This is a genomic window from Pristimantibacillus sp. Z349TD_6 (assembly GCF_056173205.1).
The window spans coordinates 6,792,616-6,813,835 of sequence record NZ_CM149662.1; the positions used below are offsets into that span (position 1 = coordinate 6,792,616).

Annotated in this window: 20 protein-coding genes; 2 read left to right on the plus strand and 18 right to left on the minus strand. The window is 42.4% G+C overall.

The window, feature by feature from the left end; genetic code table 11:
* Positions 1 to 3: 3 nt before the first annotated feature.
* From AC0VYE_RS29445 to AC0VYE_RS29495, 11 genes are all read right to left on the minus strand, one after another.
* Entirely contained in the window at positions 4 to 594 is a 591-nt protein-coding gene (locus AC0VYE_RS29445) for a tyrosine-type recombinase/integrase (RefSeq protein WP_475444264.1), read from the minus strand.
* 249 nt (positions 595 to 843) lie between these two features.
* Complete coding sequence (hisJ, locus tag AC0VYE_RS29450) at positions 844 to 1,638, minus strand: histidinol-phosphatase HisJ (protein WP_475444266.1); 795 nt, start codon at positions 1,636 to 1,638, stop codon at positions 844 to 846.
* 102 nt (positions 1,639 to 1,740) lie between these two features.
* Positions 1,741 to 2,217, minus strand: a complete 477-nt coding sequence (locus AC0VYE_RS29455; RefSeq protein ID WP_441880892.1) for a UPF0158 family protein — start codon at positions 2,215 to 2,217, stop codon at positions 1,741 to 1,743.
* A gap of 241 nt (positions 2,218 to 2,458) precedes the next feature.
* Positions 2,459 to 3,052, minus strand: coding sequence for a hypothetical protein (locus tag AC0VYE_RS29460; protein WP_475444268.1), 594 nt, complete (start codon positions 3,050 to 3,052; stop codon positions 2,459 to 2,461).
* A 211-nt stretch (positions 3,053 to 3,263) separates the two neighbouring features.
* Positions 3,264 to 3,449: a hypothetical protein gene (locus AC0VYE_RS29465; protein ID WP_475444269.1), complete on the minus strand. Its 186-nt coding sequence runs from the start codon at positions 3,447 to 3,449 to the stop codon at positions 3,264 to 3,266.
* A 381-nt stretch (positions 3,450 to 3,830) separates the two neighbouring features.
* Positions 3,831 to 4,106, minus strand: a complete 276-nt coding sequence (locus AC0VYE_RS29470) for a hypothetical protein (protein WP_475444271.1) — start codon at positions 4,104 to 4,106, stop codon at positions 3,831 to 3,833.
* A 133-nt stretch (positions 4,107 to 4,239) separates the two neighbouring features.
* Positions 4,240 to 5,082, minus strand: coding sequence for a tyrosine-type recombinase/integrase (locus AC0VYE_RS29475; protein WP_475444273.1), 843 nt, complete (start codon positions 5,080 to 5,082; stop codon positions 4,240 to 4,242).
* Between the two features lie 86 nt (positions 5,083 to 5,168).
* On the minus strand, positions 5,169 to 5,609 hold the full coding sequence (locus tag AC0VYE_RS29480) for an oxidoreductase (protein ID WP_475444275.1): 441 nt from the start codon (positions 5,607 to 5,609) through the stop codon (positions 5,169 to 5,171).
* Positions 5,610 to 5,764: 155 nt separating this feature from the next.
* Positions 5,765 to 6,766, minus strand: a complete 1,002-nt coding sequence (locus AC0VYE_RS29485) for an anti sigma factor C-terminal domain-containing protein (RefSeq protein ID WP_179089708.1) — start codon at positions 6,764 to 6,766, stop codon at positions 5,765 to 5,767.
* Positions 6,756 to 7,250 carry an RNA polymerase sigma factor gene (locus tag AC0VYE_RS29490; protein ID WP_076265443.1) on the minus strand — a complete coding sequence of 165 codons (495 nt, stop codon included), beginning with the start codon at positions 7,248 to 7,250 and terminating at the stop codon, positions 6,756 to 6,758. Before AC0VYE_RS29490 ends, AC0VYE_RS29485 begins: the two co-directional genes overlap by 11 nt.
* Before the next feature lie 298 nt (positions 7,251 to 7,548).
* Positions 7,549 to 8,052 (minus strand): hypothetical protein, encoded by a 504-nt coding sequence (locus AC0VYE_RS29495; RefSeq protein ID WP_475444278.1) that lies wholly within the window; start codon positions 8,050 to 8,052, stop codon positions 7,549 to 7,551.
* A gap of 165 nt (positions 8,053 to 8,217) precedes the next feature.
* Between AC0VYE_RS29495 and AC0VYE_RS29500 the strand changes: the two genes are divergently transcribed.
* Positions 8,218 to 9,456, plus strand: a complete 1,239-nt coding sequence (locus AC0VYE_RS29500; protein WP_475444280.1) for an RNA polymerase sigma factor — start codon at positions 8,218 to 8,220, stop codon at positions 9,454 to 9,456.
* A 957-nt stretch (positions 9,457 to 10,413) separates the two neighbouring features.
* On the opposite strand, the gene AC0VYE_RS29505 is transcribed toward AC0VYE_RS29500, so the two are convergent.
* The 7 genes from AC0VYE_RS29505 to AC0VYE_RS29535 all read right to left on the minus strand — a co-directional run bounded on the left by AC0VYE_RS29505 (position 10,414) and on the right by AC0VYE_RS29535 (position 18,512).
* Positions 10,414 to 10,845: a DUF3888 domain-containing protein gene (locus AC0VYE_RS29505; RefSeq protein WP_441913536.1), complete on the minus strand. Its 432-nt coding sequence runs from the start codon at positions 10,843 to 10,845 to the stop codon at positions 10,414 to 10,416.
* Between the two features lie 158 nt (positions 10,846 to 11,003).
* The gene (locus AC0VYE_RS29510) at positions 11,004 to 11,369 is read right to left on the minus strand and encodes a hypothetical protein (RefSeq protein WP_475444282.1); all 366 of its coding nucleotides are present in this window, start codon (positions 11,367 to 11,369) and stop codon (positions 11,004 to 11,006) included.
* A 99-nt stretch (positions 11,370 to 11,468) separates the two neighbouring features.
* On the minus strand, positions 11,469 to 11,777 hold the full coding sequence (locus AC0VYE_RS29515) for a hypothetical protein (protein ID WP_475444284.1): 309 nt from the start codon (positions 11,775 to 11,777) through the stop codon (positions 11,469 to 11,471).
* Positions 11,778 to 11,899: 122 nt separating this feature from the next.
* A complete protein-coding gene (locus AC0VYE_RS29520; RefSeq protein ID WP_475444286.1) occupies positions 11,900 to 12,400 on the minus strand; it encodes an immunoglobulin-like domain-containing protein in 501 nt (166 codons plus the stop codon).
* A gap of 268 nt (positions 12,401 to 12,668) precedes the next feature.
* Positions 12,669 to 15,350, minus strand: coding sequence for an S-layer homology domain-containing protein (locus AC0VYE_RS29525; RefSeq protein ID WP_475444288.1), 2,682 nt, complete (start codon positions 15,348 to 15,350; stop codon positions 12,669 to 12,671).
* A 386-nt stretch (positions 15,351 to 15,736) separates the two neighbouring features.
* Positions 15,737 to 17,062: a UDP-N-acetylmuramoyl-L-alanine--D-glutamate ligase gene (gene murD, locus AC0VYE_RS29530; RefSeq protein ID WP_475444290.1), complete on the minus strand. Its 1,326-nt coding sequence runs from the start codon at positions 17,060 to 17,062 to the stop codon at positions 15,737 to 15,739.
* Between the two features lie 250 nt (positions 17,063 to 17,312).
* Complete coding sequence (locus AC0VYE_RS29535) at positions 17,313 to 18,512, minus strand: MFS transporter (protein ID WP_076267294.1); 1,200 nt, start codon at positions 18,510 to 18,512, stop codon at positions 17,313 to 17,315.
* Between the two features lie 438 nt (positions 18,513 to 18,950).
* On the opposite strand from AC0VYE_RS29535, the gene AC0VYE_RS29540 reads away from it, so the two are divergent.
* Positions 18,951 to 21,212, plus strand: a complete 2,262-nt coding sequence (locus AC0VYE_RS29540; RefSeq protein WP_475444292.1) for a fibronectin type III domain-containing protein — start codon at positions 18,951 to 18,953, stop codon at positions 21,210 to 21,212.
* Positions 21,213 to 21,220: the final 8 nt, after the last annotated feature.

Genomic DNA, 21,220 nt, shown 5'->3' on the forward strand with positions numbered 1-21,220 from the left:
AATCTAGAGGAGCACCATTATCAAGGAGCTGGCATGCATAGTATGTCTAAAGCGATGAGGATATACGTTCGCTTCAATTTCTCCCCGATCTGCAAGCCGTTTTAACGCCCATCTAATCGTAGGTATAGCCATACGTTTTGTTGGATGAGTATCGGTTACAAATAAGGCTTTACAGGAATCCCCACGACTGGCCAGGTACTTCTTTAACCATACTTTGCACTCTGTCGTAAAGTAAACTTCTCTCTGCTTCGAACCCTTGCCATTAAGAATTGCTGAGCAGTTCTCCCAATTATGGTCCTCGATATTGATCTTCTCCACCTCCCCAACCCGGCAGCCGGTACAGTAAAGAAACTCAAGCAGCGCTCTTTCCCTGAGTGACTGACAAGAGATCTTCAAGTGTATAACGCCCTCCTCAATCAAAAACTTAGGAATGCGCTTATCTAATTTTGGTTCTCTCAATTTTAGAGAGGGATTTGAAGTCAGATACGTCTCTTCATACGCGTAACGGAAAAGAGAACGAACAAACTGAATTCGATGGCCTAGGCTGCTTGGCTTCAACCGATCTGCTTGTTTTGCCAAGTACTCCTTAAGCATTGTTAACGTTACCTCCGTTATATCGAGGCCACCTAGCTCCAGTATATTTTGTGCTGAAGGGCGTATACCTTTAATGTTTTTGGACTGAACCCTTGAATACGTTTGTCAGCTTCATACAACCTCCACAACTCATTTAAGTTCATAACAAAACCTCCCTTTAGAAGCTATTAAATCTAGTTTGCTTCTAAGGAGAGGTTTTAATCTGCCTACAGTATTGAACTAGCGTGTCCCGTTAGCGTAGTGCTCTAGCTACACAAACCAATCCCATCCAATCCCTAAGTGATCTGGAGAATGGGCATCTGACCCGTATATACACGAAACCCCATGGTGCCTACATTTAATCAGGAACCATTCAGGCACATACGCTTTCCCACATGTATCTATCCTTAATCCTGCCGTGTTCACATCAAGTCCAACATTCATTCTAAGGAGGAGCGGAATAATTTTCTCCATGCGATCTTTGATTTGCCCTTCATCTATTTCAGGCAAGACGGTTTTAAATTTTTCAATTAGATTAATATGTCCAATTCTTTTCCGTATAGAGAATTGGGAGATCCAATCAATTGCTTCTTCAATATAGTTGTAGTACTCATCAACAACCTTCTCCATCGTTCCGTAATGCTTTAATATATATTCTTTAAAATAATCTGGTCGGTAATTAATTAATCTCATTCCACCCATACCGGGTATATAGTGTACTGAATAAATAATGTCTTCTAAATCCTGATCAAAGTCATCTATTATTCTTTCAGTGAAATCAAGTTTACCTGGTAAGTAATTTAGCTCTAAACCAACAGCAACATCTATCTTTCCATTGTATTCTTGCTTATAATGCTTGGCATGTTCGATGTACAGAGAAAGCTCACTGTAAGGCATTGCTAGCCTTCTATATAACGAAGCATCATCGATCCAGTTCAATGGTAAAGGGGCATGTTCACTGAGCGTGTAACGCTCGAATCCTAAATTAATCGCTCGTTCTAAATATTCTTCTTGTGAAGTGCCACTACCATGATGACAGTATGGGGTATGGGTATGACCGTCCATTTCAAATGAAGGTTCCTCCTTATACAAATTGACTGACGGCTTGACTCTTGTAGAGATATCTAATTGTCTAACGCCATGTTTATCCTCCCAATAAATAACACTTCATTCCTCTATTACAAGACCCTTCTCTTTACACCATTCCATAACTAATTCCTTCACCTTTTTTTCTTTGAATTCATACCATTGTCTTTCGACGTCATGTTCAATGATTCCATCTTTAAATCTTCTAAATGCTCCTCTTCCTTGAATAGCTCCAAACAATTTTTCTCGAACCTCTGCTTTGTCTAATGTCTCAATAAATTCTTCTATTAGTTCATACTCATGGAACTCGTTTCTTAATGTGAAATCGAGGTAAACCTCGTCTTCATCCTCTATAATTTTTATGGCTTGTTCAATGTTCTCTCGTTCCCAATCCGGATAATTGTCAAGCAGCTCTTCATCTTCTGCCGCTCTCATCTCTTCTCTCGATAATGTTATTACTTCTCCTGTCTGGATGTTTATGTATGTTAGGGTCTCATCCATTTGAATTTCAATTTCAGTAATTAGATCATCTAATTTTACTGTTGCTTTTCTCTCCATTTCACATCTGTCCTTCCATTGAGATTCCTTCTACAAAACAGTCTATTCAAATTACCAAAATAAATCATAGAGGAGCTGCTTTTAAACACGTAACTCGTCCTCAACTATCATCAGACTTTGCAAATTAAATCCGCAGCAACAGCAGCAGACTAGGACGCGAAATAAAGATCTAGACTGCCATTGCTATGGCTACGACTTTTCAACTATCGTTCTCCGTTAGCTTAATCATGTGATGTACAGGTTATCGTAAAGGCTTCCCATAAGGTTTCAAATATTCACGCATCAGCTTATTGGATAAGGCTAGGGCCTCTTCTCGTGTTGTTGCGGGGGCAGATAGCATCTTTCCGTTCTCAGTGTTCCAAACGGTCTGAAGATTTCCATTTTCGGATTCAGACTGTTGATTAGGCGTTGTTATAAGGAATGTTACTTGACTAAAGTCTTTGTTCGCGAATATAGAATGTGACTGGTAAATTTCAGCTCCTACAGTTGTTCCCCGTTCGTCATAAAGAAAATAAGGATAGGCTATTGAACCCCAGCCGTCTCTAGAAAAATGAATTTCTATATTGCGCTGATCCTGAGGCACTGGAATTTGTTCACCTACAATTCGTACTACACCCTTAAATATTCGCTCTCTTTTCAAGCTCGTATGCATCTTGCCCTGAATTATAACAGTTGCAGGCTCTATCCCCGATTTTACATCTTCGTAACCTAATTGATACTTAACACCAATCAGCTTTACATCAATTGTGCTGGGGTGCTTCACATACATGACCCAGATTGCGCCAATGACGATAATAACCAAGCTGATTGATACAATCCATCTTTTCGTCTGCAACTAGATTCATCCCTTTTATGGAAATCATTTACTTTACTACCTAATTCATACGATTAATATAGTCTTAAGTTGCGCTAAACTGCCCGTTAGTTTAGCGAGAAAGAAGCAGCTGCCATCGGCTAACTGCTCTATGGTCCGTTGAACTATCGTTCCTCGTTAGCGTAATGGAAAGAGAGTAGCTACCGTAGCACTGCCCCATGATTTTGTCCAACTATCCTTCTCCGTTATTATTAGTTTCCCTCTTGTAGATCCTATCTATAAAACCAATTAAAATATGTATTATTGTAATAAGAGATGCCATCTGTATAGACTTTATAAAACTAACCCCTACAAAGTAATACCCCATAAGTAAAGTCGCAAAAAAATAAACTCCCATACCTAATATAAGTTTTAACATATTTATAAGCCCTCCCAACTCTATAAGTTAAACATTTATTACATTTTATGCATTGGACATATCTGCACGTTAGCTTAATCGTTCATTTTATTTTTTCTTCTTATTTCTCGATTTCTATTTATTATTTCTTTTACTGAATCTGATTTAGAAAGCCTGTTTTTAATATCCATCAACAAGAAAATAATAATTAGTAACAAACCAATTATAATAAAACTCATTTTCTACGTACCTTCCTTCAATAGTGATTTCATCTGGGGCTTATTCATTATTAAAAGTATTCGTTAAGTTTATTAAACTAACCTGCCCGTTAGTTGAGAAAACGGCAGCCAGATTCATGGCAGCCGGTTCATCGCGTTTATTCAGCTATCGTGTCCCGTTAGTTCAATGAATCTTTTGGTTGTTTCCTACACTCTTGTCGTCAATATCTTTTGTTTTCTTATATTTTAGATAGCAAATGATTGCAACAGGCAAATTTGTGATTCCTAAAAGCATAGCAAAAAAAATTGGTATAAGCTGTTGGATAGTAGGAGCAGAAACTCCATCTCCCACTGGTCCTGTTTTGGGCTGGTTAGCATCCCATAAGCCATATAGAAGGGCACATAAAGGTAAAATTATCATTAAGACTGATGAAGCTATATATAAAACGAACTTGTTCACTATATCACCTCAATGTATATGTTTTTTATATCCTTAATCTGTATACGTTCGTATCTTTTGAATGTTTCTGTATTAAACTAAACTGCCCGTTAGTTCAGTACGGCCGGCGACGGTTCTGAATGGAAAGACATATCTAAAAGTAACGGCGATAAAGTTCTCGCCTTCGCTCTCCTCGTAGTTGAGCATATATTTGAGTGGTAGACGCTTTTTCATGCCCCAACATGCCTTGAATAAAATCCAAAGGTGCTCCGTTGTCAAGCAGCTGACATGCATAGGTATGTCGAAAGCGTTGAGGGTACACATTTGCTTCTATCTCTCCACGATTTGCAAGCCGTTTTAATGCCCATCTGATCGTCGGAATGGCCATTCGACGTGTAGGGTGTGTATCCGTTACAAACAAGGCTTTACATGAGTCCTCGCGGCTCGTCAGATATTTTTTCAACCATACCTTGCACTCGGTGGTAAAATAAACTTCTCTCTGTTTGGCTCCCTTACCATTAACGATTGCAGAGCAGTTTTCCCAGTTCAGATCTTCTATGTTGATTTTCTGTACTTCTCCAACACGGCAGCCGGTACTATATAAGAACTCCAGAAGTGCTCGTTCCCGCATGGATAGACAAGATATCTTCAAATGAATCACATCTTCTTCGTTTAAGAATTTTGGAATACGCTTATCCATCTTGGGTTCTTTTAATTTTAGTGAAGGGTTTGAAGATACATATGCTTCCTCATAGGCAAAACGGAATAAAGAGCGAACAAACCGAATTCGATGACCTAAGCTGCTTGGCTTCAATCGGCCTGATTGCTTCGCCAAGTACTCCTTTAGCAAATGTAGTGTAACCTCTGAAACATCAAGATCACCAATTTCCGATATCAACATCTTCAGCTGCAAGACGTATGCTTTTAGTGTGATTGGACTAAATCCTTGGATCCGCTTATCACCTTCATACAGTCTCCACAATTCACTCAAATTCATAATAAAACCTCCCATTAGACCTATTAAATATAGGTTTACTTCTAATGAGAGGTTTTAATCTGTTTGTATTGAACTAGCGTTACCCGTTAGCGTAATCGACCAATGTCACAAGCTTTTTCTATTGATGATTTGTAATTGTCCCATTCAAAGTGAAAAGGCCCTATATCAAGCAGTTGATTATTATGTTCTAAGTAAAAATTACTCCACGCAACAATATCTGCTTCTTTATCAACAGCTACAGAAATATAACCACATTCCAAATCTCCGCACAGCGGACAGATCAATATTGGATACCTATGATATTTATATTCAAAGGGATATTTAAATAAAAAGTAATCAGTTATAAGCTGTTGATGCTCAGCATTCCCCCAACCAAACGCAGGCACAAAGTCGTACTCTTTTAGCCTTTGATATAAGGACACCGAATCAATGATTATGTCAACAAATACTGTGTTGTTCTCTTCTTTTGAACCATCTTCACCATATCTGCTCGCTAATCTTGTCTCTAGAAAATTTATATTAGTCATGGCTCCTCCATTGAAAACGTTCAAGTTTTTACACATTCGGCAGAGCGATTAAACTATCCTGCCCGTTAGTTGAACGAAAGGCTGCCATGCGGCAGCCCATTCATCATTGAGCTATAGTACCCGTTAGTTCAACAGTCTCCTGCAAGTATTGATGTTTAGTATTTATCAACAATTGCTCCCAATACGGCTGCTTTCACATATCTCTGCCCCTTTAGTGCTTTTAAATGTTCCACTGTTCCCGTCACGACAACGCCGAGTATACGGACATCACTTTGAGCCGGTTTCTCTTTTTCTTGCCTCAAATAATCAAAGATACGTTTGTATTCGCTATAGTATTTTCCCTTGACGTTTATTCCGTTCTGTACAGCTGATAGGAAATCTTTTTCGGTTACATCCTCGTAATCGGGGTGAACTCCGAATCCATACACTCTTCGTGCTGGGTCGGGCGACGGGTTATCAATAGTACCGTCAGGCATTTTCTTAGCTAGGTATGGCTTTTTATTTGAATAGGTGTCCACCCAATACCACACGGGATGTATACTTGGCGGCAACATCTCATTGATCTGCTCCACGGTATAGTGTGTATTAAATGAGATTCCGAGCTCGACCAATTTCCTGCTATCCATGTCATCAAGCTGCGAAGTTTCATTCAGAACCTTCGGGTAAGAGACATCAGGAAGGTAAAACAACATCTCTCTTTCACCATTGTAAGGATTGTAAGGTCTTAGATAGTCAAACTTTTCATTGCTCATGGAGAAGTCAGGTAGCGATAGAGAAGAATAGTCTCCAAGAGACCTGGAGAAGTTACCCACTGCATTGAACTCATAGGTTTCTTTATTCCAAACAACGGGAATACCCTCTACTAGCTTATATGTCTGAAATTCTAGAGCCCCCTCAAGAAAACCGAAGTTTTGTCGGTAGCCTGCTCCGTACTGATTCGGACCACTAATTTCTTTGAACATCGAAATATCACGCAGAGCATGGTCCGCTTTTTTATATAGCAGTTGCAGGTTTACAAGATACGCACAAGCTAGAACGAGTAGGGAAATACCCAGAGATACCCCCACGATCCGCCACATCGATCTTCGCTTCGCTTTTTTTATCAGTTTTGATAATCCTCCATCTTCATCTGGGTTAAATTCTTTATCATTCATCATGCAGGCCTCCATATTTTTTTTGAAATTGTTTTCGAGCTCGATACAAATATGTTTTTACCATTTCCATGCGTATACCTAGCAAACCGGATATTTCTTGATAGCTCAAATCCAATTCATATTTCATGATCAGTAACTGCTTATAGATGGGGGTTAGATCTTCCAATACGCGTTCGATCTCTTCCCGTCTTTCCTTTTGGAGGAAAAGTTCTTCCGGGGCTTCATTACCTTCAGCTGCGACATCCTCAATCGGAATTTCCATCCGTTTTTTCTTTCGGCACAGATCGTAATAATGATTTAGGGCAACTTTGAACATCCATGCCGAAAATTTGTCCTCATGAATGGAATCTATGTATAACAGCCCTTTGTAAATGGTTTCCTGAACGATATCCTCAGCGACGTCTCGGTCGGCTCCTAGACGGATCAAATATCGCTGGATTTGTTTCATTTTCAGATTTATAAGTCGATACATCAGCTCATTGTCCACCTTGAACCTCCCTTCATGCTATATAACGAATGAGCTTCCTTTATGTATACACTTGCCCCTCAAAAATGTTGGGACTTCATATTTGTTAAACAATACTGCCCTTTTTAAGCATAGCGAAGGGCCGCCATGGGGCAGCCCTTCAGCATTTCTATTGTGTTTCGTTAGCTTACTTAAACAGATTCGCTTTCTCAATTCAGGTGAACGCCAAAAAAGTTCCGCATGAAAAATACCTGTTACAGCAATAAACAAATGAGGGATTTCCGAATTGCAATCTACTGTCGTTTCCCGTTAGCTTAGTCTATGTCATCTTTCTTTTCATTCTGATTAATAAATCAATTATTAAACTGATTATTACTACGACGATTACTGGGATTGATTCTTGCTTGAATTTATCGAAATTAAATTCCCTAATGAATAAAAACAAACCAAAAATATAAGTACAAATAATAAAAACTGTAATAATAGTTTTGAATTTTTTATTAAAAGTTTTGAGTCGTTTGAAGTTTAGAAGTGTAAAGTACACAGTACTAAACTTATTATTATAAGAAATATCATTAGACACCACTTTCGTTAATTCGCCTTGCTTAAGAAATTCGCGAAAGAATTGAACTAACCTGCCCTTTAGTTCAATTGGTTGGGGGGTTATAAATTGAAAGATTCCAATAAAGATGAGCAAAGTCACGAGTACTATTATAAAAGTTAAGCTCAACCTCAATATATTAGATGACTGAAGTTGTTTGTTCTGAACTTGCTTTTCCAGAAAGCCAATACGTTTTTCAAGCTCCTGAATCTCTTTCTCCATTGGTAATCCTCACTTAATACCACATAACTGAATTGCCTTTACGCTTTGCTTTTTCGGGGTTTAAAAAAAGTGGAATGGCGTCGTGTAAAATTATTTTAAAATGATGTGGCTTTTTACCTCCCTTCGGTGTCTAATGAATTGTAAGTTCAGGAGGAGGTAATACTGGTGTCACGAGCTCAAGACAAAAAGAAAATCCCTGTTCTTCCGGAGGAGCAGGAGCACATCCAGCATTTCGAAGCCTTTTATAATCAATATCGAGATAGAATTCGAAATTATATTGCAGTAAAGACAAATTCGGCAACTGCCGATGACTTAACGCAACAAGCTTTTTTAAAAGCAATGGAAAACTTTCACTTGTTTAAGTGTAACTCCAGTATATTTACTTGGCTATTCAAAATCGCGCAAAATATTGTGAAAAACGAGTATCGTACGAGATCACGAAATAAAGAAATGGTGCACGAAGTAATCGATTTTCAGTCCCAATCGATATCCCTCGATATTGCTAGAGATGTCGATATCCGTCTTGATATTAGTGCTGCATTAGCCCGATTAAATGAATTAGATCAGCAAATCATATCATTGCGTTTTTTCGTCGATTGCACTTTATTGGAAATATCCAAAATCATCGGGATGCCTGAAAGCGCAGTCAAGAACAGACTCTATCGTGCCTTAAACAAACTAAAAAAAGAATTAAAAGAATGGGGTGACATTACAATCATGTCTATTAAAGAATTGGTATCAATTGTGGATAAAAGTGAGGCTCCCTCCAAGAATGATGGTATGAACAAGGTATACCATGACTTATTTGAAGAGTTGAAAAGCAATGTAGATCGAATTATTACAACCTATCGTCATCGACCTTCTCAGAAAATCGCTATTGAGATCTATCCGGATCTGGCCACTTTTCATCAAGCAATAAACGAGCCGGATGCGCCCAATTGGTTTATGGGAACCTATGAAGACAATAAAATTAAAATCGTATCCCCACTCAACCCAGGCCCTGAACATACGTATCAATCGGTACTACGGCACACTATAAGCTTGTTTACGATGTGGTTAGTGAAAGATATCAATCCGTTGGCACCGAAATGGCTTACACACGGGCTCGGCGGGCATGAAGCCAAACAAATGTCACAAGAATATATCCAGTATAGCACCTCCGAAGCGATTCAAAATAACGCTGTCCCTAGCTTTCAAGCATTAACTAATGATACCTGGGATTTCGAGAAGATAGGGGGATATGGATTCTCGCACTTGCTCGTAGAATATCTCATCCATTCATACAGTTTAGATGCGCTCAACAAATTCATACGCGATGCCACTGATTTTCAAGGCGCATTTCAAGTATCGGAAGCTGAGCTGCACGGGATGTGGGTGCAATATTTAAAATCTAGGCTATGTTAAATTTTGATACTAGTATTTGACCATAACAAAACCACCTTTGAAAAGGTGGTTTTGTTATGGTCTCCCATAGCTTAACAGTACACTATACATTGTTCTATCTAGTAAAGCCTTATAGCCCCAATCATTAAACTATCCTCCCCGTTAGTTCAACGAGGTAAGAGATTGTTTTCAAAAATGATACTGGCTACTTCTGAAGGTTTCTCCACCTTGTTATTCAGTGGCTCAACACTTAGAAACTTTGCAAACCCCGCCAGCGCAGCAAATTGAGTGCCTCCCGATTGTCTCCTACCGTCTCGCAGAAACGCATTTTGGAGGCAACATCGGGCGAGCCAAAGGCGGTGAGTAAACAGTACCACTGGCACTCCGATTTTAGTGATCAGAAAAGGGTAGGGATCGGAGGACACGATACGGCATCGATGAATCGCGGATCGATACCATAGAAGTACCAGTATGATCCGCTCCATCTATACCCAGCAACACCGTCCATATCGACAGATGTCGGATAAAACCAGAAGTTCTCGCCAGACCTAAGCCAAATATAAGTGTACTGGTAAACGCAGTCAACGATATAAGAAACAGCGGGTTTCGGCGGGATGAATGCGGGAGGAGGTGACTGCGGCGGTTGTCTCATGGGTCCTATATTTCGCATTTGAACCATAACATCACTCCTAACGGAAAATATTCATGATATTACATGAAAGTGTATCTTATACTATGTAGGTGAATAACCACTTGACTATACGCATGCCTAGTCATAACCATTTTGCACGGTCAACCGCTGCAATTTCTGTCCTGAAGCTTAAACTCCAGGGAATAGCTGTTATTATGTGTACGATTTCCATTTCACAAGGTACTTAAAAATTTCTCAAACTATTGGCTGAACTCTCCTGCCCGTTAGCTTAGCAAAAAATGGGAGCAGCCGCCACAGCCATAGGTATGTTCAACTATCGTTACCCGTTACCTCAAAAGATCTTGATAATTTGGGGGGAAATCATTCTTATCTGGTCCTCTAACATGTTCAAAATTTTTAAGCTCAACTCCAGCTGGCGACATTCGATATATAAAAACATCTTCACCGACAGGGATATGAGGTCCAACTGTTGGACGTACATCAAGAGTAATCAAAAAATCAAAACCACGGAAGCCATTAACCCTTTTTATATCCTTCACATCAACAAAATAAGGATAAATATCGGGTGAACCTGGTACAGAAAATACATCCGAATACGCCTCAGCAAGTTTCTCTCTCATATGAGGAAGCAAAAGCAATACGAGCATATCTTGAAGTTGCAATTCTTTTGAGTCCTTAAGTGGCTTCTCATCAACAGCATTACAAAATTGCATTCCAACCAATGAGAATAGAATTACAAAGCATATTATTACCCTCAAGAACCTCGACCCTTCCTTTACCTTAATCCACCAAACATAGATTAATCTGTCCAGAAAAGAGAGGTGTATTCATTAATCTAAACTGCCCGTTAGCTCAACGAGGCTGCCGTTTATTTCCGGCAGTCTTGTCCTGGTGATTGCTACACTATAGTGTCACGTTAATTGAATAATGGTTCGCTTTCTATTCTAAACCGAATCCATTCGATACCTGTAACTTTTGTTTTAGTGGTTAGTCCACTAAATTCCCAAATTCCCGATTCTGAATTGGAAGGACCAGAAACCTGCCATTCATAAGCCAATTTGTGAGCACTTACTAGGGTTGAGAAAACGGCATGAGAAATATCGTCCTTATTTAAGGATGTGCTAAAACCAACATCATATAAAGCCGAATCCTTCCAATAACGTTCACAGGATAAAAGGACAGCATTCGTCTCACAAACCTCTTCGAATCTTGAGAGTAATTTTCGAGCCTTCTCCTCTGTATTCACTTTGAAAAACGCATGCCAATGAATGCTTTTATACATCTAGATACCCCAATCATTGAATAAGATGCGATGGTAGTTTAACGATTCAGCCTGTTGTCATTGAACTATCGTTTCCCGTTACTTCAATTCCTGGAAACGTTACCAAATATAATAGCCTAAGTGTTTTTTGTTATTTATTAAAATCATGGTTATTGAAACAGCACCCAATATAATATATATCCCTAGAAATACTGGTAATGAGAGGATACCCTTGTTTTCAAAAATTCCCATTATAATAAAAGTCATTCCTAATAAGATGTGTGGGAATATCAATCTTTTTTGGTATGAGGCTAGCTCATCCTCACTCAAAATATCTATTACGGATTTTCTAAGAAGAAAATTAAGTTTAAAAAAATGACAAACCCCGGTTACAAGCATCCAAATACCTAGAAAAATTTGTGCATACATTCCCTTACCTCCTTTCTTAACATATTACCATTTTTTATCAGTTCTGTTGTTAAGCAAATCTGCCCGTTAGCCTAAGGCATCAAGTAAAATGTGCTCTTTTAGAATAAACTTCAAACTAACAGCTAATTGATAGTAAACTCCACCGCCAAAAAGTAAGTATCGTAGTCGCCTGCTTTTCTAAAATCGAGTATATCTTTCACTATTCGGTATTCACCAGTAACCAGTCTTCCATAGAGCCAATTCCAATCAACTGTCCATTCGCTAACATTTGAAGTTTCCAAGCCATGTCCAATACTATTAACTCCGTAATTACCATCTATAGTAACAGGGACTTGATACCAACTACCCTCCATTTTCTTTTCCAACAAAAAATATTCACCATAAATACATTGCTTACCAGAGTTATTATCAAATACTACAGTCAATTCAGTAGTGGTGACCATTCCTTTCTTAACAGACATCGTTACTCCTTCAAGGTCGTTGATAGTTTTATATTTTGTAAGTTCCCAATCAGTAATTTCTCCTGTATTAGTCTCTTCATTAGCATTAGAGCATCCGACTATTAGGATAAGACAAAGTACGATGCACAGAGTAAGAACAGATGAACAAGATAACTTCTTCATTTAGAAACCACCCTCATTTGTTATAAATCCGTTTCAACATAAAAACGAGCTCGTCATCAGTTTTGTTGCGTAAAACTGCCAGTTCGTTTAATAATCGCTCCTCGTTTAACCCAAACGCAGCTTTAAATGTCTTACTCTCATCCATATTAGAATGGAAACAATCAAGCTTCCATTAAGAGTACCGCTATTTCGTGCTATGAATGACGCTGCAATATACAAAAAAAGAACCTTCAAGCTGCTCCATAGGCGGCTGAAGGTTCTTTCGTATTTAAATATACAAGCGATCAAGCAGCCTGAAAATCATGGCCGCGGCTTCCGCTCGGCTTGCTGCACGATCCGAACGGAACGTTAGATCGGTATAGCCCGTTATAATACCTTCCGAAACCGCACGGTTGATGGAGTCCTTCGCCCATGCCGGGATAGCAGCTGCGTCTTTAAATGCCATTTCCGCACTTGCTGGCTGCTGCTCGTTAGCCTTTAAAGCATTCGCAATCATGACTGACATCTCAGCGCGTGTAATCGTTTGATTTGGCTTGAAAAACATCTTCCCGTTTTGCTCGTAGCCTTTCAAAATACCCGCTTGCACCGCAGCAGCTACATCAGCTCCAGCCCATGCTGGAATGTCGCTGTTATCCGCAAAGCCTGCAGCTCCTGAAGCCGCTGGCAGTCCCAGAGCTTGCACGATCATTTTGGCAAAGGCAGCACGGGTAACCTTCTCTTCTGGATGGAATGTCCCATCCTCAAAACCTTGAATTACGTTCATGCCAAGCAAGCGATCCGCAAATGGTGCCACCCAGTGCGTTGTCGCATCGGAGAATAGCTTTGCTTCTGCTTGGAAAACCGCAAATTTGGTAAAGTGGTTCACCTTTGCTGAAATTGTACCATCTGCTTTGACAGTGCCGCCAACATATATCCAACGCTTTTGCAGCTCGTTAAAGTAATAAATGGCCGCTTTTTTGCCCGATTGGACTTGATCCTTCTTGTAGTTGAAGTTAATTTCAACCGGTTTGTTGAATTGGTTGCCTGCTGTGCTTTGGAATTCGACCATCGGACTAAGCGCATCAAGCGTCCCAGCCGACGGTGCCTCATTCGCCCCTACAACCTTAGCGCTTATTTTTCCGTTAACAGCTGCAGCGCCTGCTGGCACATTAAAGCTGATAACATCTTTAATTGCGCCATCAGCCCCTTTCGACGCATCCAAGTCTACTTCTACAGAATTAGCTGGAGCCGGAGGAGGCGTCACGATCGGTCCTGGACCTGGATCTGTGTTGCCATCGTCTTTTGGCTCACTCGTTACAAAGATAGGATTCGAATAAAACCAAAGATCCTTGTAGTTGCGATCGTTAATTTCATTAAACCGTTTCATATAACGGATATCTAGATCCTCAATCGTTGTATCGTCTTCTGTTCTGACGTCAATGAGCGGCTCGCCGTTTTCAGTTTCGCCAGCTACATTTTCGCCAAGATTAGTGCCTCTTAGTCTAAAATACTGATCTTTGTAAGCTGGATCGAGATCATACGTAATGACATTGTAGCCTTCCGCGTCTGTTGTCCAGTCTTCGCTCGTGAATCTGGCAATGACCTTCGTTGAATCATTCGTATCTTTGTTGTATTCATCCGTACCAGACTTAACCTCACCTGTAACATCACCGGCTATCAAATCTACGTGGTCAACCTTAACGGCATTTGTCACGTCACTTTGGTAAATATATTTGTCATTGATTGCTGGGTTTTCACTTTTAATCACGGCGTAATTGTTTGTCTGCGGGCTTTTGAAACGAATAGTCAGCTTAAGCGCATCGCCATCCTTCACCTTCAAGTTTTGCCCCATTTCGCCTTTGTTTGCACCGTTAGTAATCGTGAAATCTAGCGCATTAATCAGATCACCTGTTGTCGAAAATGATTTGCCTGAACGCATGCCGTCCAGCACAGCTGCCATGTCGCTGCCTTCTACCCATGTATAATTTTTGGAATATTCGCCCGGCGCGTAGCCACTGGAATAAAGACCTTGCGATACTTTGAAATGGGAATCCGAGTTGGTGAAATTCCAAAACCGGCGACCTTCTCCAAGCAGCGCGTCCCACACCCCGCCAACCTTAGCAATCATATAGTCGGAGCCGCCGTACGTCTTGGTCTTGGGATTATTTTGATTCAAGCCGGCTCTATCTGGCTCCATCTGATTGCCTGGCATGCCCTCCATCCCAAAAAAGATGTTTGGCGCTATATTGTTAAAATCACGTATATCTGAAATTCGAAAAATCGCATTGCCATTGACAAGCTTTCTGGATGGATGATTAATGATCATATAGCTGGAATCTGCATAATTTGTTTTCAACCACTTCACAGCATCGCGCGCGGTAGCCGCATTTAGTGCAGGTCGCGTAGGGTACTGCAATTTCCACTCCGCTACAACTGCCGGGTCAAACATGCTCTCCGGGCGATCCGTATACAAATATTCAAAAAGGCTCGTTGCCTTTAAGCTGCTTTCTTCGCTATCCGCTAATATGCCTGCTCCGACATGATCGTAGGTTGGCATATCCCACTCAAACCCTGAAAAAATAATTTTATCCTTGTACTTTCCTGCGTCTTTTAGTTTATTAATAATGTTTACCTGATATTTATTAACAGCATCTTTAAATGATATCGAAGAAGGAAGCGAGTTTCCTTCATCATCCCGCTTTGAAGTTCTCAGATGATCAGATAAATTCATCCAGTCCATCCCATAGGTTTCAAAAGCTTGATCGAGCACCGTCTGAACTGATTGCTGCGCATCATCTGAAACGTAGGTATGGGCATGGTATTCCCCTGCCATCCATTTTCCAGTGCCAGATGTCCCAGCCGACTGATTGCCCGCTTCCGCAAATGTTGTTGTCAACGCTATATTTTGCCCTGCAAAGCTTGCTGTTAGAATAAAAGTTGCTGCCAGCTTGGCCCACTTACTAGATAACATGTTATAATCCTCCATTATAATGTTGTAATTGCTTCATCTGCCTATCTCATGTTAACTATGCCGCTAATGCTGACCTCCTATTACGATTGATTTGAACAGCTCCACCCAAATGACCACATGTCTAAAATAAGAGATTGCTAAGGCTCTGTCTATGCTTTTGGAGCAAACGATATAATTTCTTAACATTAGAGATTGGAGCAAAAAAATCTATTCACATAGGAGCTTCGTTGTATACTGGCCCCAACTATAAAAAAACAGCGGCAGTCGTGGACGGAAAAAAAAGTCCTAAACTGCCGCTGTATTATTGAGCTAACGTTACCCATTCCCGTTTACTACACATGAGGGCAATCAGGATTTCCCGGAAAACGCCTGTGTCTTATTCAATCCTATCTCTCCGAACGACGCAGCGTCCCGACCAGCTCTACAAAGTGGCGCCCGCGTTCTTCAAAGTTGCTGTATTGGTCAAATGCAGTGCAGGCAGGGCTCAGCAGCACCGTGTCGCCCGGTGCGGCCAGCTTGTGCGCATGCGCCACGGCCTCGGCCAAGCCTTCGCAACGGAAAATTGGCGGGCAACTCGGCACGCTGCGCGCTGCAGCCTCGATTTGACTGGCCGCTTCGCCGATCAACAGCAACACCTTGACATGATCAGGCAGCAGCCTAGCCATCTCGTCAAAAGGTACGTTCTTATCTCTCCCGCCGGCGATCAGCAGCACTCGGCCCACGTGCGCGTGCAGCGTGGCAACGGTACGGGCGGGGCTGGATCCGATTGAATTGTTGTAGTAATGCACGCCGTTCACAGTGGCCACCCATTGGTTTCGGTGCTCCACGCCGACAAATGTGCGTACCGTCTCCAGAATTGCCTCGTCCGGCACGGTCCCCCTCACGGCGGTCATGGCAGCCATAACGTTTTCCACGTTATACCACCCGGGCAAACGAATGTCACTGATAGGTACCAGACCGTCGATCACTCCATCGCAGACCGTGTGCCCGCCGAAATATTTGGTCCGCCCCCGCCCGCGCAGTGTGGCGGTAGCCGGGTTGTCGCCGTTAAGAACGGCAAGGTCGTCAGCACTCTGAAAATCCAGCAGGCGACGCTTGGCGGCGATATATTCATCCATGTCGCGGTGCCAGTCGAGGTGATTGGGCGAGAGGTTGGTAATGACCGCCACATGGGGAGAGCGCGTCATATCCATCAGCTGAAAGCTGGATAGCTCGACCGCGCACACGTCCAGCGGCGACATCTCGCCCGCGCGCGTCAGCAGTGGCGTGCCAATGTTGCCTCCCAGATGAACTGTACGCCCCCCGTTTGCCAGCATATCTGCAATTAACGATGTGGTGGTGGTCTTACCGTCCGAACCGGTCACGCCGAAAATAGGACAAGGACACAACGCAAAAAACTCCTCCATCTCACTGGTCACACGGCTGCCGCCAGCGCGGGCCGAGTCCAGCGCCGGATGGTCTGGGCGCATGCCCGGAGTGCGGAACACGATATCGCCCCCAACGCGGTCAAGGTAATTCTCCCCTAGACGCAACCGGGCGCCTAGATCGTCCCACTCCTCCCGGGGCAGAACCGGATTGCGGTCGCGAACGGTGACGTGCGCCCCTGCTGAGCACAGCATGCGAATCAGCGGTGAATTGCTGACGCCGGCGCCGATGATGGTCACGTCCTGGCCAGCCAGCGATTGGATATAGGTGTCAAAAGCAGGATTCATAAGCACCTCCGCTTAAAGAATGTCATTAAATCAAATATACCACATATTGGAACCACCCTGCCTGCCCGTTAGCCGTTCATTCAGCTCAGTAATCAGTCCACAAAGGTTGAATTTTTTTCTTTTGACAATGAATGCGCCTCAAAAGCTAGAGAAAAAAAATAGGACTAGAAACTAGCCCTATTCCCCTCAATATAAATTAAACGACCCAAATAGATCTAGAAGCACTTATGCACGAACCATACTTTAGCACTCAGCTAGAAATCTCTACTTTTGGCACCTCAGCTGCTTTTGGCCGAAATCCAAAACCAAGCAGCGCGAAGATAAGGAAAGCCGCTCCTAAAAATAGAAAAATACTATGAACAGAAACATAACGAATCCCATAACCGCCAAGCGTCGGGCCCATGATGCTTCCAATACTAAAGTGAATCGAAGCGATAACATTCGCCGCAGGCAATATCGCCCGAGGCAGTATATCAGCTGCATAAGCGAGACCTAAAGAGTAAAACGATCCAACCACTCCGCCAGCAATAGCAAATAATACAAAGAGCAGCGCGATATTATCTCCAGCCACAGGTATAGTGAAAAATACGAGAGCACCTACCACTGCACATCCAATCAAAACCGGCTTCCTGCCGATCCGGTCACTCCAAATGCCAAGCGGCAGCTGAAGAATTAAAGCCCCGACTCCGAATGCCATAAGCAGAAGCGAAATCCAGTGCTGGCTCAGGTTGATCCGCAATCCATACAACGGAAAGTTGCTATTCATAGAAGCTTCCATGAGTCCATATAAGAAGCCAGGTATAAGGACAAACCACGCGAGGCGGTAGGTTTTTACAAAGCGATTCTCAGACGCCGTTCCTCGTGCTGCCCGCTCCGGCATTTCATTCTTCATACGCAGCACAAGCATCAGTACAGTTACAAAAAATAAACTCGACACTAAGAAAGGAACCGCCCTTCCAAGTGGAAGAAGATTGATGCCCAGCGGCCCTAAGCTGAAGCCGAGTCCATAAGCCATACCGTACAGCGAAATAAATTTCCCCCGTCGATCCGCTGGACTGGAGCTTACGATCCATAACTGTGTCGCATAATGGAGCGAGCTATCGCCGACACCAACCAGCAAACGCAAGACGAACCATATCGCCAGCGAATGAGTAAATGGAAACAGTAGATTAGCAAGTGTAACTAACGAAATGCCGACTAAAATGACTTTTTTGTACCCAAAACGCATGACCGGCTTCTCAACGAAAAACATTGTACAAAAAATTCCGATATACATTGCAGCTGAATTAATCCCGTTCATATCTGATGATACGCCTGAATCCTCCAGCATAATCGAAAGCAATGGCAGCAGCAGCCCTTGACTCATACCGGCTACTACAACAACTAAAAGCAATGTGGTTAAACGAACATGGAAAGAAGGCGAAGCTGAAGCTAAAGCACTTGATGACAAACCTGTTGCACTCCCTTTACTAAAACTATCATTCTGATTTTCTCCTTACACATTGTATACCTGAGAGTAAAGACTGACAACCGCTCATTCATTGGCAGCGCCTCTCGCAATCGCCTATGCTGATTCAGAATTGCCGGGTGCAGCGATAAGTGATAGATTTTTCTCCCTAAACTACAGGAAAAATCCCCCTTTATTTTTACTCCTTTCCCCCTCAAAATAAAAGTTGTTTCCTCTTGAATTAGTCTCCTATTTGCCTATCAAGTTTTCTTACTCCATTGCAAGAAGAGTCGAACTCTATTGTACCTCTCGGTTTGTCGCCACACTCTAAGTACATCCCATTTATACGGTTAGGAGGTGATGTTTTTAAGAGATTGAATGTAATCGCTTACAAAAAGGTAGTGGTCAGAAGCTTTATATTGAGAAGGGAGATAGTTGACGATGAAAAATTATTCGCGATCAACGAAACGAATGATGAAAGCTCTTTTAGCTGCCCTAGCGGCGCTGCTAGTATTGACTGGATTACCCTTAGGTACGGATAGAGTAGAGGCCGCAACGACTCGCAACAAAATAATCGTAGGCTACTGGCATAATTTTGACAACTTCTCTACCAATATTCGTTTAAGAGATATTTCTCCGGATTACGATGTGATCCAAGTCGCTTTTGCCGAACCAACAGGTGGCGCACATACTGGCAATATGGTGTTCACGCCTTACAACGCAACAGTTAGCGAGTTTCAGTCTGATGTTGCTTTCCTTAAAGCGAGAGGACAAAAGGTGCTCATATCCATCGGAGGCGCTAACGGCGCAGTGGAGCTTACTACACCTCAGGCCAAAACAACATTTGTGAACACGATGAAGGGTATTATTAATTTATATGGATTTGACGGACTCGATATTGACCTTGAAGGCAGCTCTCTTGCCCTTAACACAGGAGACACCAACTTCAAAGCCCCTACCACTCCAAAAATAGTAAATTTAATTTCCGCTACGCGTGAAATATTAAATAGCTATAGTCCAGATTTCCTTCTAACCATGGCACCGGAAACGGCCTATGTTCAGGGTGGAGCAGGAAACTATACAGGACTTTGGGGAGCATACCTCCCTGTCATCTACGATCTGCGAATCGAGCTGGATTACCTGCATGTTCAGCATTATAATACGGGTCCCATGTTAGGCCTTGATGGTAAAGCCTATTCTCAAGGTACGCCTGACTTCCATGTAGCTATGGCTGAAATGCTGCTTGTTGGATTTCCAGTCGGAGGCAACCCGAATAATATGTTTCCGGCGCTTCGTCCAGATCAAATCGTCATTGGTTTGCCCGCTTCACCACAAGCAGCAGGCGGAGGTTATACAACACCGGCTAACGTGCAGAAAGCTCTTGATTATCTTATAAAAGGTATACCTTTCGGCGGAACCTACGTTCTTCGCAATACCGCTGGTTATCCTGATTTGAAAGGATTGATGACCTGGTCTATCAACTGGGATAAATATACGAACAATCTATTTTCTATGAGTCACCGTACCTATCTCGATCAATATGGTTCGGGTGGAGGTGACGTTACAGCTCCGTCAGTTCCTGCAAATCTTCAATTAACCGCCAAAACGTCCACGAGTGCGAGCCTGTCTTGGAGTGCATCTACCGATGATCGAGGAGTAACGGGATATATCCTCTCATATGGATCAACTTCAACAACCGTTACAGGTACAAGCACAACAATCAGCGGTTTGACACCTAACACAGCGTATTCATTTACTGTAAAAGCGAGAGATGCAGCGGGCAATATTTCTGGCGCGAGCAATGTGATTAATGTAACAACTGATGCACCCGTTGTGGATGTAATAGCACCTTCAATACCTGCTAATTTACGCACGACAAGTACAAGTGCATCCAGTGTCGACTTAGCATGGAACGCTTCGACGGATAACGTTAATGTAACCGGTTATACCGTGACTTACGGTACAACAAACGTGAATGCAACGGGTACAAGCGCAGCAATTAGCGGATTAACCCCTAACACTGCCTATACCTTTACAGTGAAGGCATATGATGCAGCAGGCAATGTGTCTGGTGCAAGTACGCCAATTACGGTTACTACAAGCCCAGCAAATGTTTGCACCGTACAGCAATGGAACACCGACACAGCCTATACAGGCGGACAGCGCGCTTCCTACAACGGCTCTGAATACGAAGCTAAATGGTGGACAAAAGGAGAGCGCCCAGATATTAGCAGCGTGTGGAAATTAATTGGTCCATGCGGCAATGCAGGACCAGCGGATACTACAGCGCCAACTGCCCCAAATAATCTTCAAGCAACAGGTGCTACAGCTTCTACCATTAGTCTTTCATGGGGAGCATCAACGGATAATGTCGGCGTTACCGGTTACACCGTTTATTATGGATCTTCCAGCCTCAATGTTGCTGGAATTACAGCTACCGTTAGCGGTCTTACAGCAAACACAGCCTACAGCTTTACAGTGAAAGCAAAGGATGCTGCAGGGAATTTGTCGGCAGCTAGCAACGTACTTCAAGCCTCAACAACAGCTGGCTCGGGTGGAACAACTTTTTGGGCTGCTCAAACAAGCTATGTTGCTGGCAGTACAGTAACCTACGCAGGCCTCTCCTATGTTTGTCTCCAGCCTCATACCTCACTGGTTGGCTGGGAGCCGCCAAATGTGCAATCTTTGTGGCGGCTTCAATAGTAAAGTAA

Bases quoted from the DNA above. Each gene is read 5' to 3' on its own strand.
- AC0VYE_RS29445 (WP_475444264.1), bottom strand. From the start codon at position 594: ATGCTTAAGGAGTACTTGGCAAAACAAGCAGATCGGTTGAAGCCAAGC.
- AC0VYE_RS29525 (WP_475444288.1), bottom strand. From the start codon at position 15,350: ATGTTATCTAGTAAGTGGGCCAAGCTGGCAGCAACTTTTATTCTAACA.
- AC0VYE_RS29455 (WP_441880892.1), bottom strand. From the start codon at position 2,217: ATGGAGAGAAAAGCAACAGTAAAATTAGATGATCTAATTACTGAAATT.
- AC0VYE_RS29510 (WP_475444282.1), bottom strand. From the start codon at position 11,369: ATGTATAAAAGCATTCATTGGCATGCGTTTTTCAAAGTGAATACAGAG.
- AC0VYE_RS29520 (WP_475444286.1), bottom strand. From the start codon at position 12,400: ATGAAGAAGTTATCTTGTTCATCTGTTCTTACTCTGTGCATCGTACTT.
- AC0VYE_RS29495 (WP_475444278.1), bottom strand. From the start codon at position 8,052: ATGGAGAAAGAGATTCAGGAGCTTGAAAAACGTATTGGCTTTCTGGAA.
- AC0VYE_RS29465 (WP_475444269.1), bottom strand. From the start codon at position 3,449: ATGTTAAAACTTATATTAGGTATGGGAGTTTATTTTTTTGCGACTTTA.
- AC0VYE_RS29485 (WP_179089708.1), bottom strand. From the start codon at position 6,766: ATGATGAATGATAAAGAATTTAACCCAGATGAAGATGGAGGATTATCA.
- AC0VYE_RS29515 (WP_475444284.1), bottom strand. From the start codon at position 11,777: ATGTATGCACAAATTTTTCTAGGTATTTGGATGCTTGTAACCGGGGTT.
- AC0VYE_RS29540 (WP_475444292.1), top strand. From the start codon at position 18,951: ATGAAAAATTATTCGCGATCAACGAAACGAATGATGAAAGCTCTTTTA.
- hisJ (WP_475444266.1), bottom strand. From the start codon at position 1,638: ATGGACGGTCATACCCATACCCCATACTGTCATCATGGTAGTGGCACT.
- AC0VYE_RS29480 (WP_475444275.1), bottom strand. From the start codon at position 5,609: ATGACTAATATAAATTTTCTAGAGACAAGATTAGCGAGCAGATATGGT.
- murD (WP_475444290.1), bottom strand. From the start codon at position 17,062: ATGAATCCTGCTTTTGACACCTATATCCAATCGCTGGCTGGCCAGGAC.
- AC0VYE_RS29475 (WP_475444273.1), bottom strand. From the start codon at position 5,082: ATGAATTTGAGTGAATTGTGGAGACTGTATGAAGGTGATAAGCGGATC.